This is a genomic window from Phycicoccus sp. CSK15P-2 (assembly GCF_016888005.1).
Taxonomy (GTDB): Bacteria; Actinomycetota; Actinomycetes; order Actinomycetales; family Dermatophilaceae; genus Phycicoccus.
In genome coordinates this window covers 16,903-32,223 of the sequence record NZ_JAFDVE010000001.1, presented here as the reverse complement: position 1 = coordinate 32,223, position 15,321 = coordinate 16,903, and the positions used below count along the sequence as shown (strand labels likewise).

Here is a 15,321-nt window from a genome sequence, read left to right as displayed (position 1 = left end):
CTGACCGCCAGGATGAGCACATGCGACCTGGACGGACCTGGGCGGGCAGCCACACGTTCGGAGCGGAGCGGCTGGCCCGGCCGCGCAGCGTGGCGGAGGTCCAGGACCTCCTGGCCACGACCGAGCGGGTCCGCGCGCTGGGCAGCCGGCACTCGTTCACCGACATCGCCGACACGGCGGGGACGCTCGTCTCGCTCGACGACCTCCCCCGCGAGGTGCTCGTCGACGAGACGGCACGCACGGTGTCCGTGTCCGCCGGCACGACCTACGGGCAGCTCGCCGCGACACTCGAGGAGAAGGGCTGGGCGCTCGGTGCGATGGCCTCGCTCCCCCACATCGCGGTCGCCGGGGCCGTCTCCACCGGCACGCACGGCTCGGGGGACGGCTCGCGCACCCTCTCCGCAGCCGTGGCCACGCTCGACGTCGTCGGCCCGGACGGCACGCTCCGCACCCTCCGGCGGGGTGAGCCCGACTTCGCGGGTTCCGTCGTCGGGCTCGGGGCCCTCGGTGTCGTCACCCGCCTCGAGCTCGACGTCGAGCCGTCCTACCTCGTGAGCCAGACGGCGTACACCGGGCTCACGTGGACCACGCTCGAGGAGCACTTCGACGACGTCACGGCGCTCGGCCACAGCGTCAGCGTGTTCACGAGCTTCGACGAGCGCGAACTGCGCCAGCTGTGGGTCAAGGCCCGGGCCGACGCCCCGCCGGTCGAGGCGGTCATCGGGACCCTGCCGGCCACGCGGACGCTGCACATGCTCGACGGAGCCCCCGAGGACGCGGTCACGCCGCAGGGCGGGGTTCCCGGCCCGTGGCTCGACCGGCTCCCGCACTTCCGGACGGACGTGACCCCGAGCCGCGGCGCCGAGCTGCAGAGCGAGTACCTCGTCCCACGGGACCGTGCGCTGGAGGCACTGGCCGGTCTGCGTCGAACCGCCGACGCGTTCCGCGACCTGCTCCAGGTGTGCGAGATCCGGACGGTCGCCGCCGACGACCTCTGGCTGAGCGGCGCGTACGGGCGCGACACCGTGGGACTGCACTTCACCTGGGACCTCGCGATCGACGAGGTGCGCGAGGCCCTCGCCCCCATGGAGGAGGTACTCCTGCCGCTGGGCGGACGCCCCCACTGGGGCAAGGTGTTCCGGGCCGGCGCCGCCGAGCTCGCGCCGCTCTATCCCCGGTTCGCGGACTTCCGCACGCTCCGCGACCGCGTGGACCCGGACCGCCGCTTCGGCAACGGCTTCCTCGAGCGCACCCTGGGCGACTGACTCCACACTCCGGTCAGCAGATGTGGCCGCGAGGACGCCACGCCGACGCCTCGATGCGTCGAAGGCCCCGGAAACATCCGGTACCAGGAACCTCGACATCCCTGCCCTGTGTGGCATTATCGTGGCATGAGTCGCATACGGCTGAGCACCACGGTGGACGCCGACCTCCTGCAGAGCGCCCGCAAGGCATCGGGCAAACAGGACTCCGCCCTCGTCGACGAAGCACTTGCCGCCCTGCTCGCCCGGCACCGCTCGGCAGAGGTCGACGCCAGCTACGCCGCCTATGACGCACACCCGCTCGACGAGCCCGACGCGTGGGGAGACCTTGCCTCGTTCCGTCGCGGGGTCGCGGCCTCGTGACCGACCTGCCCACGCGCGGGGAGGTCTGGTGGTGCGAGATGGCCGAGGCCGGGCGCCGGCCGGTCGTGGTCCTGTCGCGTGACGTCGTCATCCCGCGCCATGGTCGTGCACTGGTCGCCCCGTGCACGACCACCCTCCGGAATCTCCCGAGCGAGGTCCACCTCGAACCCGGCGAGGACCCGGTGCCCCTTCGTTCGGCGGTCAACCTGGACTCGGTCGAGTCGGTCTCGGTCGCGATCCTGGTGGAGCGCATCGGCCGACTGGCCGACGACCGGATGAGGCAGGTCTGCGCAGCTCTCGGTGTCGCCGTCGACTGCACGGACTGAGCGCAGCCGGATCCTCCGCCGGCTCACCCTCGACACCACCCACACGTACCAACCCCAGACACCACGAAACCCCCGAACCTGACGGTTCGGGGGTTTCCGATGTCCTGAGACATCACACCGGCTTGCCGCCCAGGATCTGTCCCGGGGCCGTGGGAGCCATCCGCTCCTCGGTGAGAACGAGGTCGATGTAGGCCTTGAAGTGCTGGGAGACGCCGAAGTTGTACAGCGGCACAGCGAACAGGAGCGCGTCAGCGGCCACTAGCTCGTCGACGAGCTCGGTCGCCAGCGCCACTGCAGTGTGCTGAAGCTCGGTGCGGTACTCCTCCGGGGTGTAGCCGAAACTCGCCGCGGCCGCCCAGTAGGTCGAAGGGATCGGCTCGGCGCCGATGTGACGCCGTGTCACGTCGCCTCCGCCCGTGGCGGTCCACTGGTTCTCGACGATGTCGGCGATGGCGCGGCTCTGCGAGCCCTCCTCGCGGAAACTTCCATCAAGTCGGAACAGGTTCATGACACTTCTCCTTGTGGTGTTGATTTCTTTGGTGGGCGATTCGAGGTCGGGCGTAGGTGCGGCCCGGTGGGTGGCGGTCGGCGAGTTGATGCCGCCGTGGGTGTTGCTGGCGCGCAGCGCGATCACGACTGCAGCCAGCAAGAAGGTGCTGCAGACACCAGCAGCGCGAGTCCGAAGCCGCGGGTGAGGGCCTCGGCGCTTCCCGCGCCATCGCGCAGGAGTGATTTGGTTCGCGCGGTCGCGACCGCCGAGAAGACTGCTAGGCCGAGCGCGCCACCGATCCACATCGAGCTATTGATGAGAGCTGCGGCCAGCCCCGCCTTGTCGGCCGGGACGCCTGCGTTCGCGGCTGTGGTCACGCCCACGAACACCGGCCCCAGTCCGGTCCGACGCCCCGGCAGCCCGAGGCAGCTCATTCAGGTCGTGGTAGCCCAGCTGGTTCAGCGTCCGGACAACCTTCGACCCCTGGAACCACTGCTGGACGAGAAGACTGGACCTCTCCGTCGACACGTCGGCGTTGGGCAGTGTGCCGTCGACCGATTCCCAGTAGTTCATCGCGTCGATCACGATTCGCCCGCTCAGCATGTCGGCCGGCAACGTGCGGAAGCGGTGGAACGGCACGGCCAGGAGCACGAGATCGGTGTGCGCGACTGCTTCGGCGGGAGTCCCTGCTTCGACTCCGGGTGCCAGGAACTGTGCGGTGAAGGCCAGGTCCTCGACGTTGCCGGAGTTGGAGACTGTCACCTCGACACCCGCAGCGACGGCCAGCCTGGCGACCGTCATGCCCAGCTTTCCCGCGCCGATGATGCCAAGTCGCAAGGAAGTCGTACTCATCGCGGCACCCCCTCGCCGAGTATCGAGTGCACCGTGGGCTTCACCTTGGTCCCCAGCAGCTCGATCGCGTGCTGCATCGTCTCCGGGGCCAGCATGGCGTTGGTCATCTGCAAGGTGAAGCGGGACAGGTCCCCGACGGCCTCTGCAACCGAGGCGATCTTGGTTGCCACGGTCTCGGGGCTGCCGATGAAGAAGGCGCCGTACTCTCCCAGTTCAAGGTCATAGCGACCCCTCGTGGGTTCGGGCAGCCCGCGCTCGCGGCCGGTGGCGGACATGGTGTGGTGGTAGCCAGGGCCAGAAGTCGTCGGCGGCCTGCTGATCGGAGTCACCCACGAAACCGAAGCAGTGGATCCCGACCTTGAGGTCCTCGGGTGCGTGACCGGCTCTGGCGCCAGCCTCTCGGTAGAGCTCGATCAGTGGGAAGAATCGGCTGGGGTCTCCGCCGATGACTCCCACCATCAGGGGCAGCCGAGAAGTCCGGCGCGGACGAAGAACGAAGGCGTCCCACCCACGCCGATCCACATCGGCAACTGCTCCTGGACCGGACGTGGGTAGACACCCTGTCCGGTGAGCGCGGGCCGGAAGCGGCCCGACCAGTGCGGGTGAGGGTCCTGCCGCAGCTGCAGGATCAGTCCGAGCTTCTCCTCGAAGAGGGCGTCGTAGTTGCCGAGGTTGATGCCGAACAGGGGAAAGGCCTCGGTGAACGAACCCCTCCCGAGGACCATCTCAGCGCGGCCACCGGACACGAGGTCCAGGGTCGAGAACTGCTCGAGGAGGCGGACCGGGTCGTCGGCGCTGAGCACCGTGACCGCCGTGCGCAGCCGGATCCGCTCGGTCTTGTCGGCGGCAGCCGCCAGGATGACCACGGGCGAGGAGTCAAGGAAGTTGCTGTGGTGGTGCTCGCCGATGCCGAACGTGTCGACCCCGGAGCGGTCCGCGGTCACGACCTCATCCAGGAACTGCTTCATGCGGACGTGGTCCGCGACCGGCTTCCGCGTGACCGGGTCCAGCGTCTTGGAGACGAAGTTGTCGATGCCGATCTCCGTGTCAGCGCAGCCCCCCACGGTCGAAGGTCTCGTACACACCGTAGGTGCCCATGGCCTCGTACAGGCCATTGGCCTCCGGGCGGTTGAAGTTGCCGAGCATGCTCGTCACCAGTCACGGCATGCTGAGCAGGGCTGCCCCGGCGTCACGAAGGAGCTCGCGGCTGTTCTGGGCCGCGGTGCGCGTCGTGGCGGCGGAGATGTCCAGCAGAGCGGTGGCCTCATGGCCCGCCTTCCTGGCCGACAGCGCCGGCGGCACGAGGCAGACGTCGGTCGTCACCCCCGCCATCACGAGGTTGCACTTGCCGGTGGCCTCGATAGCAGCCACGAAGTTCTCATCATCCCAAGCATTGATGACGCCCTGGCGCTTGACCCGGGCCGCGAACGCCTCGGGCACAATCTTCTCCAGCTCCGGCAGCAGGGGACCCTGCTGCTGGTCCTCCTGACCGCTGGTCAGGACCACAGGCACGCCCGCGTACTGGGCGAAGTGGGCCACGACGAGGACCCACATCTTCAGCTGCTCCCGCTCCTCCGGCAGCAGTTCGCCGGCCAAACCGATGGTGCCGACTTGGTGGTCGATGAGGACGAGAGCCGTGTTCTCGATGTCGAAAGTAGTGTGGTCCGTGGGGTTCATGACTTCCACTGTGCGTCGCGCGGACGGAACGCAGAATGCCGCTCAGTCCGGGGTGCTGGCGCGATCGTCCGAGGCGCCGACTCAGCTGCCGTGGCCGCCGAAGATGGCCCGGCCACCGGGCTCGATCGCGCCACGGATGCGGCGGTTGATGTCACGCAGCTGCCGCACCTGCGTCTTGGTGAGCGGATCCAGCACCAGTCGCCGTACCGTCGCAACGTGCCCCGGGGCGGCCTTGGCCAGCTTCCTGCGACCAGCGGCCGTCAGCGTCGCCAGCGTCGTGCGCCCGTCCTCGGGATCCTGGCGGCGCTTGAGCCAACCACGAACCTCGAGCCTGGTCGCGACCTGCGAGACGCGCGACAACGAGCCGTTGGTCAGGGCCGCCAGGTTGCGGAGCCGCAGCGTTTCATCGGGGGCATGGCTGAGCATCGCCAGCACCATGTACTCGTAGAACGACATGTTCGAGTCCGCTTGGAGTTGGCTGTCGAGCGATCCCGGAAGCGTCAGGAAAACCGAGGCAAGAGCCAGCCACGCCTCCTGCTCTTCTTCATCCAGCCACTGCGGCTCCTGTGCGCTCACGGGGTCATCATCGCACGGAGTGAGGGACATCCCAATCACTTGACGCATGAAGTTGTTAGTCCTAGCTTGAAGTAAATTCATACCCTTCGGCTGGAAGGAGCCCACGATGCGCGCCTCCGTTCTGCGCAACGGCTCGATGGTGTACCGCGACGATGTCCCCGAGCCCGAGCCTGGGCCCGATCAGGTCCTGATCGAGGTCGATGCCTGCGGCGTCTGCGGCGGCGACCTGCACTTCGCCCAGCACAGCTCCACCCTGGTCGAACTGGCCGGGCAGATGAGTGGTGCCCCGAGCCTCACCGACGGTCTTGACCTGGGGCAGGACGTGTTCATGGGACACGAGTACACGGGCGAGGTCGTTGCCGCCGGGCCGGGAACCGACGCACCTGCGCCCGGCACCATCGTCACGTCGATGCCCGCGCTGATCAGCGACCGCGGTATGGAACCCCGACTGTACTCGAACACTCTTCCGGGCGGGTATGCCGAGCAGATGCTGCTCAGCGCCCCACTCGTGCTCACCGTCCCCAACGGCCTGGACCCCAGGCTGGCCGCGTTGACCGAGCCGATGGCGGTCGGCCTGCACGCTGTCAACAAGGCCGACATCACGCCTGGCACAGGCGCCATCGTGATCGGGTCTGGCCCAGCGGGGCTGGCGGTCATCGCGGAGCTGGCTGCCGCCGGCGTCGCCCCGATCGTTGCTTCGGACTTCTCCCCGGCACGCCGCCAGCTCGCTGAGGCGATGGGTGCCCACGCGGTTGTCGATCCAGCCACCGAGGAGATCTTCGACGTCTGGCGACGTACCGGCTCGGGGGTCCCAGTGGTCTTCGAAGCCGTGGGGGTACCGGGAATGCTGGACAGCATCCTGCGTCAGACACCGTTCAGCACGCGAGTCATCGTCGTGGGCGGCGTCATGGAGCCCGACCAGCTGCGCCCGTACTTCGGCATCGCCAAGGAGGCCGAGTTCCGGTTCGTGCAGGCCTACACGCCAGACGAGTTCGCCGAGACGCTGCGTCAGATCGCGGATGGTGAGCTGAACGTGGCGCCTTGGATTACCGCCGAGGTTGGGCTCGAGGACGTGGGCAAGGCGTTCGAGGAGCTCGGCAACCCCGAGAAGCACTGCAAGATCCTCGTCCGGCCGAACGCCTGAGCAGCTGAAGGAGAAGCGACATGAAGATTGCCATCTTCGGAACCGGCTTCGTGGGTAGTGCCCTGGCCTCCGAGCTCGCGGAGCGCGGCCAGGAGGTCGTGGTCGTCGCCCGCCATCCGGCCCCCGGCCTGCCCGCCTGCATCGTCACCGTCACCGGGAGCGTCTACGACCCCGACACCGTGGCCGAGGCGACCGCAGGCATCGACGTGATCGTCAACGCCGTGATTCCGGTCGACGAGCAGGGCGGGCTCCCGAGCAGCACCCAGGTTCTTGCCGAGGCTGCAGAGAAGTCTGGAGCCCGACTGGGAGTCGTCGGCAGCTCGGCGATCCTTCCGGTCCGCCCCGGAGGACCCCGGCACGCCGACACGCCGGGCTTTCCTGACTTCCTCGCCGACCGTGTGGATGCGCACGATCGGACACTCGACTGGCTCCGCAGCACTCCCGAAACCCTCGACTGGATCTACCTCGCGGTTGCCGGAGAGTTCGGAAGGTTCGCCCCGGGGACGCGCACGGGCCGGTACCGCACCAGTACCACCGCTCAGGTCCACGACGCCGACGGGCGCTCACACATCGGGGTGGCCGACTTCGCGATCGCCTACGCAGACGAAGTTCTGACCCCGACCGTTCACCGCGACTGGCTGACAGTCGGGTACTAGCGCCGGGGCCCCGCGGCTGCTCCGCCGGCTTCCGGGCACCCGCCCCCAGACAGACCCGTCGGACGCAAGGCCTCACCGGCCAAGTGTCCCGAGACAAGGAGATACCCATGGAGAGATCAGGTACCGCCGTGGTCACCGGTGGAAACCGGGGCATCGGATTGGAACTGGTCCGCCAACTCGCAGCCAGCGGCATGACCGTCATCCTCGGATCGCGCGACCTTGACAGAGGCATCGAAGCGGCCGCCGAACTGGACGGCACAGTGCTCCCCCGCCGGCTGGATGTCACAAACCCCACCGACGTACGGAACCTTGCCGACGACCTGAACACCGTCGACGTGCTCATCAACAACGCCGGCATCCACTTCGACACCTGGCAGGACGCCACCGACGCGGACCTCGGGGTCGTCCTCGAGGCCTTCCAGACGAACGTGTTGGGCGCGTGGGCCACCACGGCCGCGCTGCTTCCCCTGATGCGACCGGGCTCCCGGATCGTCAACCTCTCGAGCAAGTCGGGCTCGTTCGGCGAAACCGACGGGCCCAACGCACCGGCCTACTCGGTGTCCAAGGCCGCTCTCGACATGTTCACCGTCAAGCTTGCCACGGCCGTGCGGGACCGGGGGATCCTTGTCAACGCCGTCTGCCCCGGCTGGGTCGCCACGGACCTCGGCGGACCCGGTGGGGCACCTGTCCAGAAGGGCGCCGCCAGCGTCCTGTGGGCGGTCGATCTCCCGCCAGACGGTCCCAGCGGGGGGTTCTTCCGACATGGCGAGCAGGTCCCATGGTGACATGGATGTCCGGCCGCAGTAGCAAGAGCCTCGGGACACACCGTCCCGTGGCACTGGTTGCCACTGTGGCAGCGGCCGGAAGGCATCACAAGCGCTTGACCTCGGCGCCGCAGTTCTGCTCCGCTCTCGTCCGAGGCGGGTGACACGTGTCCGAACCCCTCAAGGCAGTCCTCGTCGTCGACATCTCCCGGGCCCTCGCGGGGCCTCACGCGACACAGATGTTCGGTGACCTGGGCGCGCGCGTGGTCAAGGTCGAGGCACCACGCACGGGCGACGACACCCGCGGCTGGGGTCCGCCGTTCGTCGGGGAGCCGGACGCCCGGCAGTCGACGTACTTCCTGTGCACCAACCGCAACAAGGAGTCGATCGCCCTCGACCTCAAGGACGAGTCGGATACTGCGGTGCTCCTCGCGCTCGTCGATCGGGCCGACGTGCTCGTGGAGAACTTCCGCGCGGGCGTCCTGGAGCGGCTCGGGCTGGGCGTCGACGAGTTGCGGGAGCGCAACCCCGGCCTCGTCGTCCTGTCGATCACCGGTTTCGGCCACGACGGTCCCGAGGGAGGACGGGCGGGCTACGACCAGATCGCGCACGGCGAGGCGGGCCTGATGTCCCTGACGGGCTCCGGACCCGACGACCCGCAGCGGGTCGGGGTGCCAATCGCCGACCTCCTCTCGGGCAGGCACCGGCGCTCGGGAGCGACGGGGGCTCACGGACGCGCTCCATCAGACGGTTCCGCGCCGCAGCCGCGGTCGGGGCGCTGGCCCGGACTGGCGCAAGCGGCCGTCGACGTCACGGACGCGGGTCTCCGCCACGACCCGACCGGCCTCCCGGCGGGTGTTGACCACCCCGTGGGTGCCGATCGGGGTCCGAGGTCGTCCGGTGCGCATCAGCCGGCCTGCCGTGGATGGCGCTCGGCGTCATCGGCTTCCAGCTCGGCAAGCCAGGCTTCGACCTCGCTCACCCGGAAGCGGAGCTCACGGCCGACGCGGAACCCGCGCGGACCGCGGCCCTGGCTTCGGAGGTCGTACAGGGTCTGCACAGTGACACCGAGCTGGGTGGCCAGTGGGAGAGGGTCAGGACGGGGCCGAGTGTCGGCTCGGGCTGGGTTGCAGTCGTCATACACACCAGGTGCGCGAAGCGTGCCGCGACCGGCCGAGGCCCGCCCAGACGGGCCGAGTGACCTTCGCCGTCGACCGACTCTGTGCTGACTAAATGCTAAAAGGCCATGCTCGTCTCCTTGTTCAGGATCCGTGCATGGCCTCTGACCAGCGGGTTTGGTGGAGCTGAGGGGATTCGAACCCCTGACCTTCTCATTGCGAAGGCGATTCATGCCGTAGTGGACGTTTCGCGATAGGTGTTTCCCCGTTGCAGGAGTTGCCCGAGACGGGGTCGGCGCCGAACCCGGGGGGCATCGGGGGGGCACGGTTTCGGCAGGGAGTGGCACCGACCCGTAGCGGGGCACTGGAGCTCGGCGGAGTGGCCGGGTCAAGGGTGGCCGTAGGTCATCGCGGAGCGACGGCGCAGCCGCCCTTGATGCGGTCCGGAGTCGGGCGGATGCTCTGCGTAGGGTCGGCGCCGCGGAGGTGAGGACGTCTCTGCGACGTCAGCCGGCACGCTCGAAGTTGTGCGCGGCGAGGTGGTGGGGTGCGACGGGGGTGCGCGGAGGGCGCGAAGCGCCCGGAGCGCGGGGGTCCCTGTCGCGGGGCCCCGCCGCCGAGCGGCGCCGCGGCACGGAGCGCCGCCTTGAGCCAGTAGAGAAAGTCCTCCCGAGGCCGAACCGGGCGGCTTGTCCCCAGGGTCACGGAGGGAGACTCGCCCCGTGTCGTTGCGCCGTCGAAGCGAGACGTCCGGTCGCATCTGCAGATGATCGGCGCCCTCCGAGCGGGCTCCCAGGCCGACCCTGCAGGCATAGGGTCTCGCCATGCTGTTGGAAGCGGGAGCACCACGCGTACTGGGCGCGGCCTCCGAGCCATGGTTGCGGTTCGGGGAAGAGACCAAGAAGGAAGGCACCTGGGCGGGACGACGCGTCCTTATGGTCAACGAGCGCCCAGCTTTCGAATTGTCCTTCTGGTGCGGCACGTGCCAGTTCGTCTTTCGCCGGCTTGAGGGCGCCAACGAAGGTGGTTCGATCCAAGAGCTGCAGGACCGATTGGGGGACGGCCTACGAGGACTCGACGACGACGTCATCGAACCATTTGGTGCGGCGCTTGCGCGCGGCGAGTACCTCCCGTTGCTTCTCGCCATCCATCCCCGGTTGGTGAGCCCAGTGCTGGAAGGCGACTACTTCGCGCACGAGCAGGTTCAAACCTGGGGTGTCGATGGGTTCTGGGGCCTGCCGGAGTATCCCCGCACCCCCTATTACCGGACCTTCGAGACAGCCGTGGACGCCGCGGCGCACCTGTACGAGTTCGTCGTTCCGATGGTGCCGCCCTCGTGGAACGAGCGCGCCCGCGTCCGTGAGCTGGAGACTGCCCTGACGTCGAGCAACAGACCGACGGCGGTCGCCGTCTCCATCCTCGACGTCTGCCAACCAGCCAATGCCATCGGAGGTGACTACTACGCCCACTGGGCGCTCACGCACTTCCTCCTCGATGGCCACCACAAGTTGGAGGCGGCAGCCAACAGCGGCCGCCAATTGCAGTTACTCAGCTTGCTGTCGACCGCAGACGGGCTGTCCTCGACCGACCAGGTGGCGCGGATTCCACAACTCCGCGCACGTCGTCCCCAGGTCAGGCATGCCGAGACGAGCGCCTAGCGGCATGAGCGGACGTTCAGGCTTGCTCGCCAAGCGAGGCCGCGAAGGGGCTGAGGTCGTAGTACTCGCCGTCGTCCTCGGCAGCGAAGAACGCCAGAGCCTCGATGCTTCCCTGCCAGTTCGCTCCGCTGACGTCGAAGTGCCCGGGCGTTGCCTCCCGGACCCGCAGCCCATCGAACGAGGTGGGGAGATTGAGCGCGGCGACGCCCTTGAACAGCACGTCCACACGGGAGTCCGCGTTGCGCCCCTTGGTGCTACGCAGAAGCAGTTGGGCGTGGCTAACCGAGTAGAGCCACAGTTGGAAGTGTCTCTTCGATTCGAATCCGAGTGCTGACTCGTTGCCCATGGGCTGACGGTACTGATGCTTGCTGTCGCTGCCTGGTGTTCTGACGCGACCTCGTCGACACGACCGCACGGATTGCGGCGTGTGCGGACCTCTTCTAGGGGGCAAACTTCATGTGTGGCCACAGGAGTAGAGCGGTTCTCGAAGCGGGGCCCGTGGCTGGTCTCTTCTCTCGGCTTCGAGGTCCGTGCGCTCGGGCGTGCAGGCATGGAGTACCTGGACGGCGACTGCAGGCTCCACGTGAACTCAGAGGCTATGTCCGACAAAGCGTTCGTGGTGTACGTGGACTCGATCCCCGAAGAGCGACGACTCGAGATTCAGAACAACATCACGCGCGCCTGGCGCTCAGCGGGCTTCGAGGTTCACACCCAAGGCTGAACGTGCGTGTCGCGGCCGGAGTGTGCGGTGATCGATAGGCTCGCAAAGTGGCCAACGACTATCGGTGTTTCCACTCGCGCACCCCCGTGGAACAAGAGTCCGACGCCATCGACCCGGACACGATCGTGGAAGGCGTAGTCGCCTGCCAGCACGTCTACGGCGTCGGCGTCTACGTCCCCGCGCAGGACGTTTGGGGCCACGTCAACGTCACTGCGATGGGCCTTGAGCACATTCGGGAGGACTTTGTAGACCACCCCGCGGTGGGGGCGCACCTCCGGCTGAAGGTGTTGGGCAGAACGCCAAACGGACAACTCCGCCTGGCGTTGACCTGAAGCCCGATCGTGGGCAGAGTCGATCACTCATCATCGGCATGTGCGGACGTTCAGGGCCGCCCATCGTCCCTTGCGAAGGAACCGGGCGCAGCAATTGATTTCGGCTTCTCCTTGAACGAGTGTTCGGCCGGGCGTCACATTGGGGGCACCAAGCGGGCGTACACCCAAACTTGATGGCAATCGCCTGGGGGTCGGCTCCCCACCCTGGCCAGTGGCCGCATACTTCGTCGCCGCACATGACTTCTTCTCGCGCCCGCTGCTTCGTCTCCTGAGCGACCCCAGGGGCTTAGAGACGTTTCGGCGACCTGGCCGCCCTGGACCGGGTGTGCCGGGTGACGGGTCGCACTAGTCACCCGGCACACCCTCGGGAAGGGGTGGCCGCGCGTGACCCACCCCACCGACCCGTGCACGCGGTCAGGGTTCCGTGGCTTCGGCGAGGACGCACCGCTGGAGCTCGACTCGGGACTCGACCTCTCTGGACTCGTCGCTCGCTTCAGGGACGGCACCGACGAATCGTTGTTCGACACGCTCGCCGCGGTGCACAACTGCGCCCGACCGGTCCGGCTCGCCGGCACCTCCACCACTGTCGACGCCGCGACCGGAGAAGTCCTCTCGACGTTCTCCTCGACGGACGCGCCGCTCGGGGTGCTGTACCGGCCCTGCGGCAACCGTCGCGCGCACGTCTGTCCCGCGTGCTCGCGCACCTACGCCCGGGACACCTTCGCCCTCATCCGCTCCGGCGTCGCCGGCGGCAAGACCGTCCCCGCCACGGTCGCCGACAACCCGCTGTTGTTCGCCACCTTCACCGCTCCCTCCTTCGGCCTCGTTCACGGCCACCGCAGCGGGAGACCCTGCCGGCCCCGACGTCGGGACGACCGGACCCGCTGCCCCCACGGCCGACCCCGCTGGTGCACGCAGGTGCACGAACGCGGCGACTCCCGCTCCGGCGCACCGCTCTGTGCGGACTGCTACGACACCGCCTCGGCCGTGATCTGGCAGTGGCACGCCCCCGAGCTGTGGCGCCGCACGACCATCGCCCTCCGCCGGGCGGTCGCCTGCTACCTCGGCGTCAGCGAAGCGACCCTCGGTGAGCACGCGTCGATCCAGTACGCCAAGGTCGCGGAGTACCAGGACCGTGGCCTGGTCCACTTCCACGCCCTGATCCGGCTCGACGGCCCTGCCGCGGCCGGGATCGGCGCGCCCGCCCCGGCGGTTCTCGACGGCCCGGTTCTGGCCGCGCTCGTGCGGGACGCCGCGCGGACCGTAGCTCTGTTGGCCGAACCGGTCGACGCCGACGACATCCCGCGTGTCCTGGCCTGGGGCGCGCAGCTCGACGTCCGCGTCGTCACCGCCGGCCGCCGGCTGGATGACCCCGACGCCGCCCTCACCCCCGGTCAGGTCGCCGGCTACCTCGCGAAGTACGCCACCAAGGACGTCTCCGGCCTGCACGGCGAAGGGCAACATCGCCGCCACATCGCGGCCCTGCGTGCCGCCTGCGCCGACCTGGCCGGCCGCGCCGCCCGTCACCACCCCGAGGACCACGACTACCAGCGGATGACCCAGTGGGTGCACATGCTGGGCTTCCGCGGCCACTTCGGTACCAAGTCCCGCCGTTACTCCGTCACCCTCGGCGCTCTCAGACGAGCCCGCACCCGCTGGCAGACCCTCGCCGCCGAGTCCCGCCGCACCGGCCAACCCATCGACACCCGCGACCTCGAGTGCCGGCTCCTGGCCGACGATCAAGACGAGACCACGCTGGTCGTCGGGTCCTGGACCTACCTCGGCACCGGCTGGCGCGATGCCGCGGAGGAAGCGCTCGCCCTTGCTGCCGCGGCCCGGGCCCGGGAGTACGACCAATGGCGATCGGGAAGTCGGTAGCTCAGCATCGTGAAGGACGTGGGAGAGAGGAACGTGGCATGGAGCAGAAGAGTCAGGTGGCGGGTGCCGGCCCAGAGGCGCTACAGCGCCTGCTGACGTCGGCGGAGGTGGCACGGGCGCTGCGGGTGTCGCCGTCGACGCTGTGTCGCTGGCGGCAGACCGGCCATGGTCCGCGGGTGGTGTGGCTTGCTCCATCATGTCCGCGCTATCGACGTCAGGACGTGGAGGCGTGGCTGTCGAGGGTCGCGGCGTGAGTGTTCGCAAGCTTCCGAACGGTCGGTTCCGGGCGAAGCTGAAGAGCGGGCGGGTCGACGTCGCGAGCCGGGTGTTCGACACGCAGCGCGAGGCCAGGGCGTGGTTGTCGCGCGAACGCGCCGCTCTGGACGGCGGGATCGACCCTCGTGCCGGCCGAGAGCGGGTTCGATCCTTGATGCACCGGTGGCTGGCGGTACGCCGGACGACGGTTGCGGCCAAGACCTACCGGGCGGATCTCGACGTGCTGCGGTTGAGCCCGACGAGCCTGCTGGCGGTGCACGTTTCTGCCGTGTCTGGCCGCGAGGTGGCTCGGGCGTTCGAGCAGCTGCTGGCTGCGGGGATGGCCGAGAGCTCGGTGGTCCGCTACCGGGCGAGCCTGTCGTCATTCTTTGCCTGGTGCGTCCGCGAGAAGGTCATCCTGACCAATCCCGTTCTCGGTGTCCGGGTACCGAGGCAGTCTCGGGAGGTCGACGAGATGGACCCGTTCACTGAGGCCGAGGTCGAGGTGGTGCACGCACAGTGGGCCGAGCGGTCGCCGCATCTGGCGGACGTTCTGCTCGTGCTGTGCTGGACGGGGCTGCGGTGGGCAGAGGCGCGGTCGATGCGCGTCGAGGACGTCATGCAGGTGCCGACTCCTGGCCTGCTCGTGCGCCGATCCCAGCCGGAGGGTCAGACGGTGAAGGCGACGAAGGGCAGGCGGACGCGCCGGGTGCCGCTGGCTGACCGGGTCCTGCCGATCGTCCTCCGGTTCAGCGAGAGCAAGGATCCGAGCGAGCTGCTGTTCACCTCGGCTGGCGGCGCTCGCCTGCACCGCACCTCGGTGCTGCGCTCCGTGCAGTGGGCGACGACCGGTCACGGCCGGAGGATCCACGACCTGCGGCACACCGCGGCGTGCCTCTGGCTGGCCCGCGGGGTCGACCCGGGAACGGTCCAGGCGTGGATGGGTCACGAGTCGATCGCGACGACGAACCGGTACCTCCACTTCCTCGGGACCGGGGCCGACCTGGCGGGGCTGGACCGTCTGAACGCGGCTCCGGGGGGCACGAGGGGGGCACGGAAGGGGGTGGGCGGTGAATGACAATGGGAGAACCCCGCCCGGGCCGGCACGTATGTGCTGGTCGGACGGGGTTTCCGGTGGGTGGAGCTGAGGGGATTCGAACCCCTGACCTTCTCATTGCGAACGAGACGCGCTACCAACTGCGCCACAGCCCCGAGTGCGGGAGAAACGATAACACCCGGCGAGCGCCGC

The 15,321-nt window shown here is 68.7% G+C and carries 20 protein-coding genes, 1 tRNA gene and 1 pseudogene; 13 read left to right on the top strand and 9 right to left on the bottom strand.

Translation table 11 applies throughout. From position 1 onward, the window contains the following. Positions 1 to 20 precede the first annotated feature (20 nt). The 3 genes from JQN72_RS00190 to JQN72_RS00180 all read left to right on the top strand — a co-directional run bounded on the left by JQN72_RS00190 (position 21) and on the right by JQN72_RS00180 (position 1,951). Positions 21 to 1,265, top strand: a complete 1,245-nt coding sequence (locus JQN72_RS00190) for a D-arabinono-1,4-lactone oxidase (RefSeq protein WP_204133133.1) — start codon at positions 21 to 23, stop codon at positions 1,263 to 1,265. Between the two features lie 126 nt (positions 1,266 to 1,391). Beyond that, on the top strand, positions 1,392 to 1,625 hold the full coding sequence (locus JQN72_RS00185; protein WP_204133132.1) for an antitoxin MazE5: 234 nt from the start codon (positions 1,392 to 1,394) through the stop codon (positions 1,623 to 1,625). Next, positions 1,622 to 1,951 (top strand): type II toxin-antitoxin system PemK/MazF family toxin, encoded by a 330-nt coding sequence (locus JQN72_RS00180; RefSeq protein ID WP_307812303.1) that lies wholly within the window; start codon positions 1,622 to 1,624, stop codon positions 1,949 to 1,951. Before JQN72_RS00185 ends, JQN72_RS00180 begins: the two co-directional genes overlap by 4 nt. Before the next feature lie 112 nt (positions 1,952 to 2,063). Here JQN72_RS00180 and JQN72_RS00175 read toward each other — a convergent pair whose 3' ends face one another. The 6 genes from JQN72_RS00175 to JQN72_RS00150 form a co-directional block, all read right to left on the bottom strand. Then, the gene (locus JQN72_RS00175; protein WP_204133131.1) at positions 2,064 to 2,585 is read right to left on the bottom strand and encodes an NAD(P)H-dependent oxidoreductase; all 522 of its coding nucleotides are present in this window, start codon (positions 2,583 to 2,585) and stop codon (positions 2,064 to 2,066) included. A gap of 165 nt (positions 2,586 to 2,750) precedes the next feature. Next, positions 2,751 to 3,293 carry an NADPH-dependent F420 reductase gene (locus JQN72_RS00170; protein ID WP_204133130.1) on the bottom strand — a complete coding sequence of 181 codons (543 nt, stop codon included), beginning with the start codon at positions 3,291 to 3,293 and terminating at the stop codon, positions 2,751 to 2,753. Further along, positions 3,290 to 3,568 (bottom strand): hypothetical protein, encoded by a 279-nt coding sequence (locus JQN72_RS00165; protein WP_204133129.1) that lies wholly within the window; start codon positions 3,566 to 3,568, stop codon positions 3,290 to 3,292. The genes JQN72_RS00170 and JQN72_RS00165 overlap by 4 nt, the downstream gene beginning before the upstream one ends. A 183-nt stretch (positions 3,569 to 3,751) precedes the next feature. Then, a complete protein-coding gene (locus JQN72_RS00160) occupies positions 3,752 to 4,261 on the bottom strand; it encodes an LLM class flavin-dependent oxidoreductase (protein WP_204133128.1) in 510 nt (169 codons plus the stop codon). A gap of 190 nt (positions 4,262 to 4,451) precedes the next feature. Further along, the gene (locus JQN72_RS00155) at positions 4,452 to 4,970 is read right to left on the bottom strand and encodes an isochorismatase family protein (protein ID WP_204133127.1); all 519 of its coding nucleotides are present in this window, start codon (positions 4,968 to 4,970) and stop codon (positions 4,452 to 4,454) included. An 81-nt stretch (positions 4,971 to 5,051) separates the two neighbouring features. Continuing rightward, the gene (locus tag JQN72_RS00150) at positions 5,052 to 5,546 is read right to left on the bottom strand and encodes a MarR family transcriptional regulator (protein WP_307812301.1); all 495 of its coding nucleotides are present in this window, start codon (positions 5,544 to 5,546) and stop codon (positions 5,052 to 5,054) included. 106 nt (positions 5,547 to 5,652) lie between these two features. Here JQN72_RS00150 and JQN72_RS00145 point away from each other — a divergent pair, with 106 nt between their 5' ends. From JQN72_RS00145 to JQN72_RS00130, 4 genes and pseudogenes are all read left to right on the top strand, one after another. Then, the gene (locus JQN72_RS00145; RefSeq protein ID WP_204133125.1) at positions 5,653 to 6,690 is read left to right on the top strand and encodes a zinc-binding dehydrogenase; all 1,038 of its coding nucleotides are present in this window, start codon (positions 5,653 to 5,655) and stop codon (positions 6,688 to 6,690) included. Positions 6,691 to 6,710: 20 nt separating this feature from the next. Continuing rightward, positions 6,711 to 7,346: an NAD(P)-dependent oxidoreductase gene (locus tag JQN72_RS00140; protein WP_204133124.1), complete on the top strand. Its 636-nt coding sequence runs from the start codon at positions 6,711 to 6,713 to the stop codon at positions 7,344 to 7,346. Positions 7,347 to 7,453: 107 nt separating this feature from the next. Continuing rightward, positions 7,454 to 8,131 carry an SDR family NAD(P)-dependent oxidoreductase gene (locus JQN72_RS00135; protein WP_204133123.1) on the top strand — a complete coding sequence of 226 codons (678 nt, stop codon included), beginning with the start codon at positions 7,454 to 7,456 and terminating at the stop codon, positions 8,129 to 8,131. 146 nt (positions 8,132 to 8,277) lie between these two features. Beyond that, positions 8,278 to 8,838: pseudogene (locus JQN72_RS00130) on the top strand (CaiB/BaiF CoA transferase family protein); the annotation flags it as partial. A 179-nt stretch (positions 8,839 to 9,017) separates the two neighbouring features. On the opposite strand, the gene JQN72_RS00125 reads toward JQN72_RS00130, so the two are convergent. Further along, the gene (locus JQN72_RS00125) at positions 9,018 to 9,461 is read right to left on the bottom strand and encodes an AlpA family transcriptional regulator (RefSeq protein WP_204133122.1); all 444 of its coding nucleotides are present in this window, start codon (positions 9,459 to 9,461) and stop codon (positions 9,018 to 9,020) included. Between the two features lie 591 nt (positions 9,462 to 10,052). On the opposite strand from JQN72_RS00125, the gene JQN72_RS00120 reads away from it, so the two are divergent. Beyond that, positions 10,053 to 10,886, top strand: a complete 834-nt coding sequence (locus tag JQN72_RS00120; protein ID WP_204133121.1) for a hypothetical protein — start codon at positions 10,053 to 10,055, stop codon at positions 10,884 to 10,886. A 16-nt stretch (positions 10,887 to 10,902) separates the two neighbouring features. On the opposite strand, the gene JQN72_RS00115 is transcribed toward JQN72_RS00120, so the two are convergent. After that, entirely contained in the window at positions 10,903 to 11,232 is a 330-nt protein-coding gene (locus JQN72_RS00115) for a hypothetical protein (RefSeq protein WP_204133120.1), read from the bottom strand. 114 nt (positions 11,233 to 11,346) lie between these two features. On the opposite strand from JQN72_RS00115, the gene JQN72_RS00110 reads away from it, so the two are divergent. The 5 genes from JQN72_RS00110 to JQN72_RS00090 all read left to right on the top strand — a co-directional run bounded on the left by JQN72_RS00110 (position 11,347) and on the right by JQN72_RS00090 (position 15,150). Beyond that, positions 11,347 to 11,607 (top strand): hypothetical protein, encoded by a 261-nt coding sequence (locus JQN72_RS00110; RefSeq protein WP_204133119.1) that lies wholly within the window; start codon positions 11,347 to 11,349, stop codon positions 11,605 to 11,607. A 47-nt stretch (positions 11,608 to 11,654) separates the two neighbouring features. Beyond that, positions 11,655 to 11,939: a hypothetical protein gene (locus tag JQN72_RS00105; protein ID WP_204133118.1), complete on the top strand. Its 285-nt coding sequence runs from the start codon at positions 11,655 to 11,657 to the stop codon at positions 11,937 to 11,939. A 384-nt stretch (positions 11,940 to 12,323) separates the two neighbouring features. Beyond that, on the top strand, positions 12,324 to 13,817 hold the full coding sequence (locus JQN72_RS00100) for a replication initiator (RefSeq protein WP_204133117.1): 1,494 nt from the start codon (positions 12,324 to 12,326) through the stop codon (positions 13,815 to 13,817). A 38-nt stretch (positions 13,818 to 13,855) separates the two neighbouring features. After that, positions 13,856 to 14,071, top strand: a complete 216-nt coding sequence (locus tag JQN72_RS00095) for an AlpA family transcriptional regulator (protein WP_204133116.1) — start codon at positions 13,856 to 13,858, stop codon at positions 14,069 to 14,071. Further along, positions 14,068 to 15,150, top strand: coding sequence for a tyrosine-type recombinase/integrase (locus JQN72_RS00090; protein ID WP_204133115.1), 1,083 nt, complete (start codon positions 14,068 to 14,070; stop codon positions 15,148 to 15,150). Before JQN72_RS00095 ends, JQN72_RS00090 begins: the two co-directional genes overlap by 4 nt. Positions 15,151 to 15,211: 61 nt before the next feature. Here JQN72_RS00090 and JQN72_RS00085 read toward each other — a convergent pair. Beyond that, positions 15,212 to 15,284, bottom strand: a tRNA-Ala gene (locus JQN72_RS00085). Between the last annotated feature and the right edge of the window lie 37 nt (positions 15,285 to 15,321).

Coding starts and splice junctions, on each gene's coding strand:
- JQN72_RS00135 (WP_204133123.1), top strand. CDS start 7,454: ATGGAGAGATCAGGTACCGCCGTGGTCACCGGTGGAAACCGGGGCATC.
- JQN72_RS00185 (WP_204133132.1), top strand. CDS start 1,392: ATGAGTCGCATACGGCTGAGCACCACGGTGGACGCCGACCTCCTGCAG.
- JQN72_RS00145 (WP_204133125.1), top strand. CDS start 5,653: ATGCGCGCCTCCGTTCTGCGCAACGGCTCGATGGTGTACCGCGACGAT.
- JQN72_RS00155 (WP_204133127.1), bottom strand. CDS start 4,970: ATGAACCCCACGGACCACACTACTTTCGACATCGAGAACACGGCTCTC.
- JQN72_RS00160 (WP_204133128.1), bottom strand. CDS start 4,261: ATGAAGCAGTTCCTGGATGAGGTCGTGACCGCGGACCGCTCCGGGGTC.
- JQN72_RS00125 (WP_204133122.1), bottom strand. CDS start 9,461: ATGAATCGCCTTCGCAATGAGAAGGTCAGGGGTTCGAATCCCCTCAGC.
- JQN72_RS00140 (WP_204133124.1), top strand. CDS start 6,711: ATGAAGATTGCCATCTTCGGAACCGGCTTCGTGGGTAGTGCCCTGGCC.
- JQN72_RS00170 (WP_204133130.1), bottom strand. CDS start 3,293: ATGAGTACGACTTCCTTGCGACTTGGCATCATCGGCGCGGGAAAGCTG.
- JQN72_RS00190 (WP_204133133.1), top strand. CDS start 21: ATGCGACCTGGACGGACCTGGGCGGGCAGCCACACGTTCGGAGCGGAG.
- JQN72_RS00120 (WP_204133121.1), top strand. CDS start 10,053: ATGCTGTTGGAAGCGGGAGCACCACGCGTACTGGGCGCGGCCTCCGAG.
- JQN72_RS00115 (WP_204133120.1), bottom strand. CDS start 11,232: ATGGGCAACGAGTCAGCACTCGGATTCGAATCGAAGAGACACTTCCAA.
- JQN72_RS00095 (WP_204133116.1), top strand. CDS start 13,856: ATGGAGCAGAAGAGTCAGGTGGCGGGTGCCGGCCCAGAGGCGCTACAG.
- JQN72_RS00165 (WP_204133129.1), bottom strand. CDS start 3,568: ATGTCCGCCACCGGCCGCGAGCGCGGGCTGCCCGAACCCACGAGGGGT.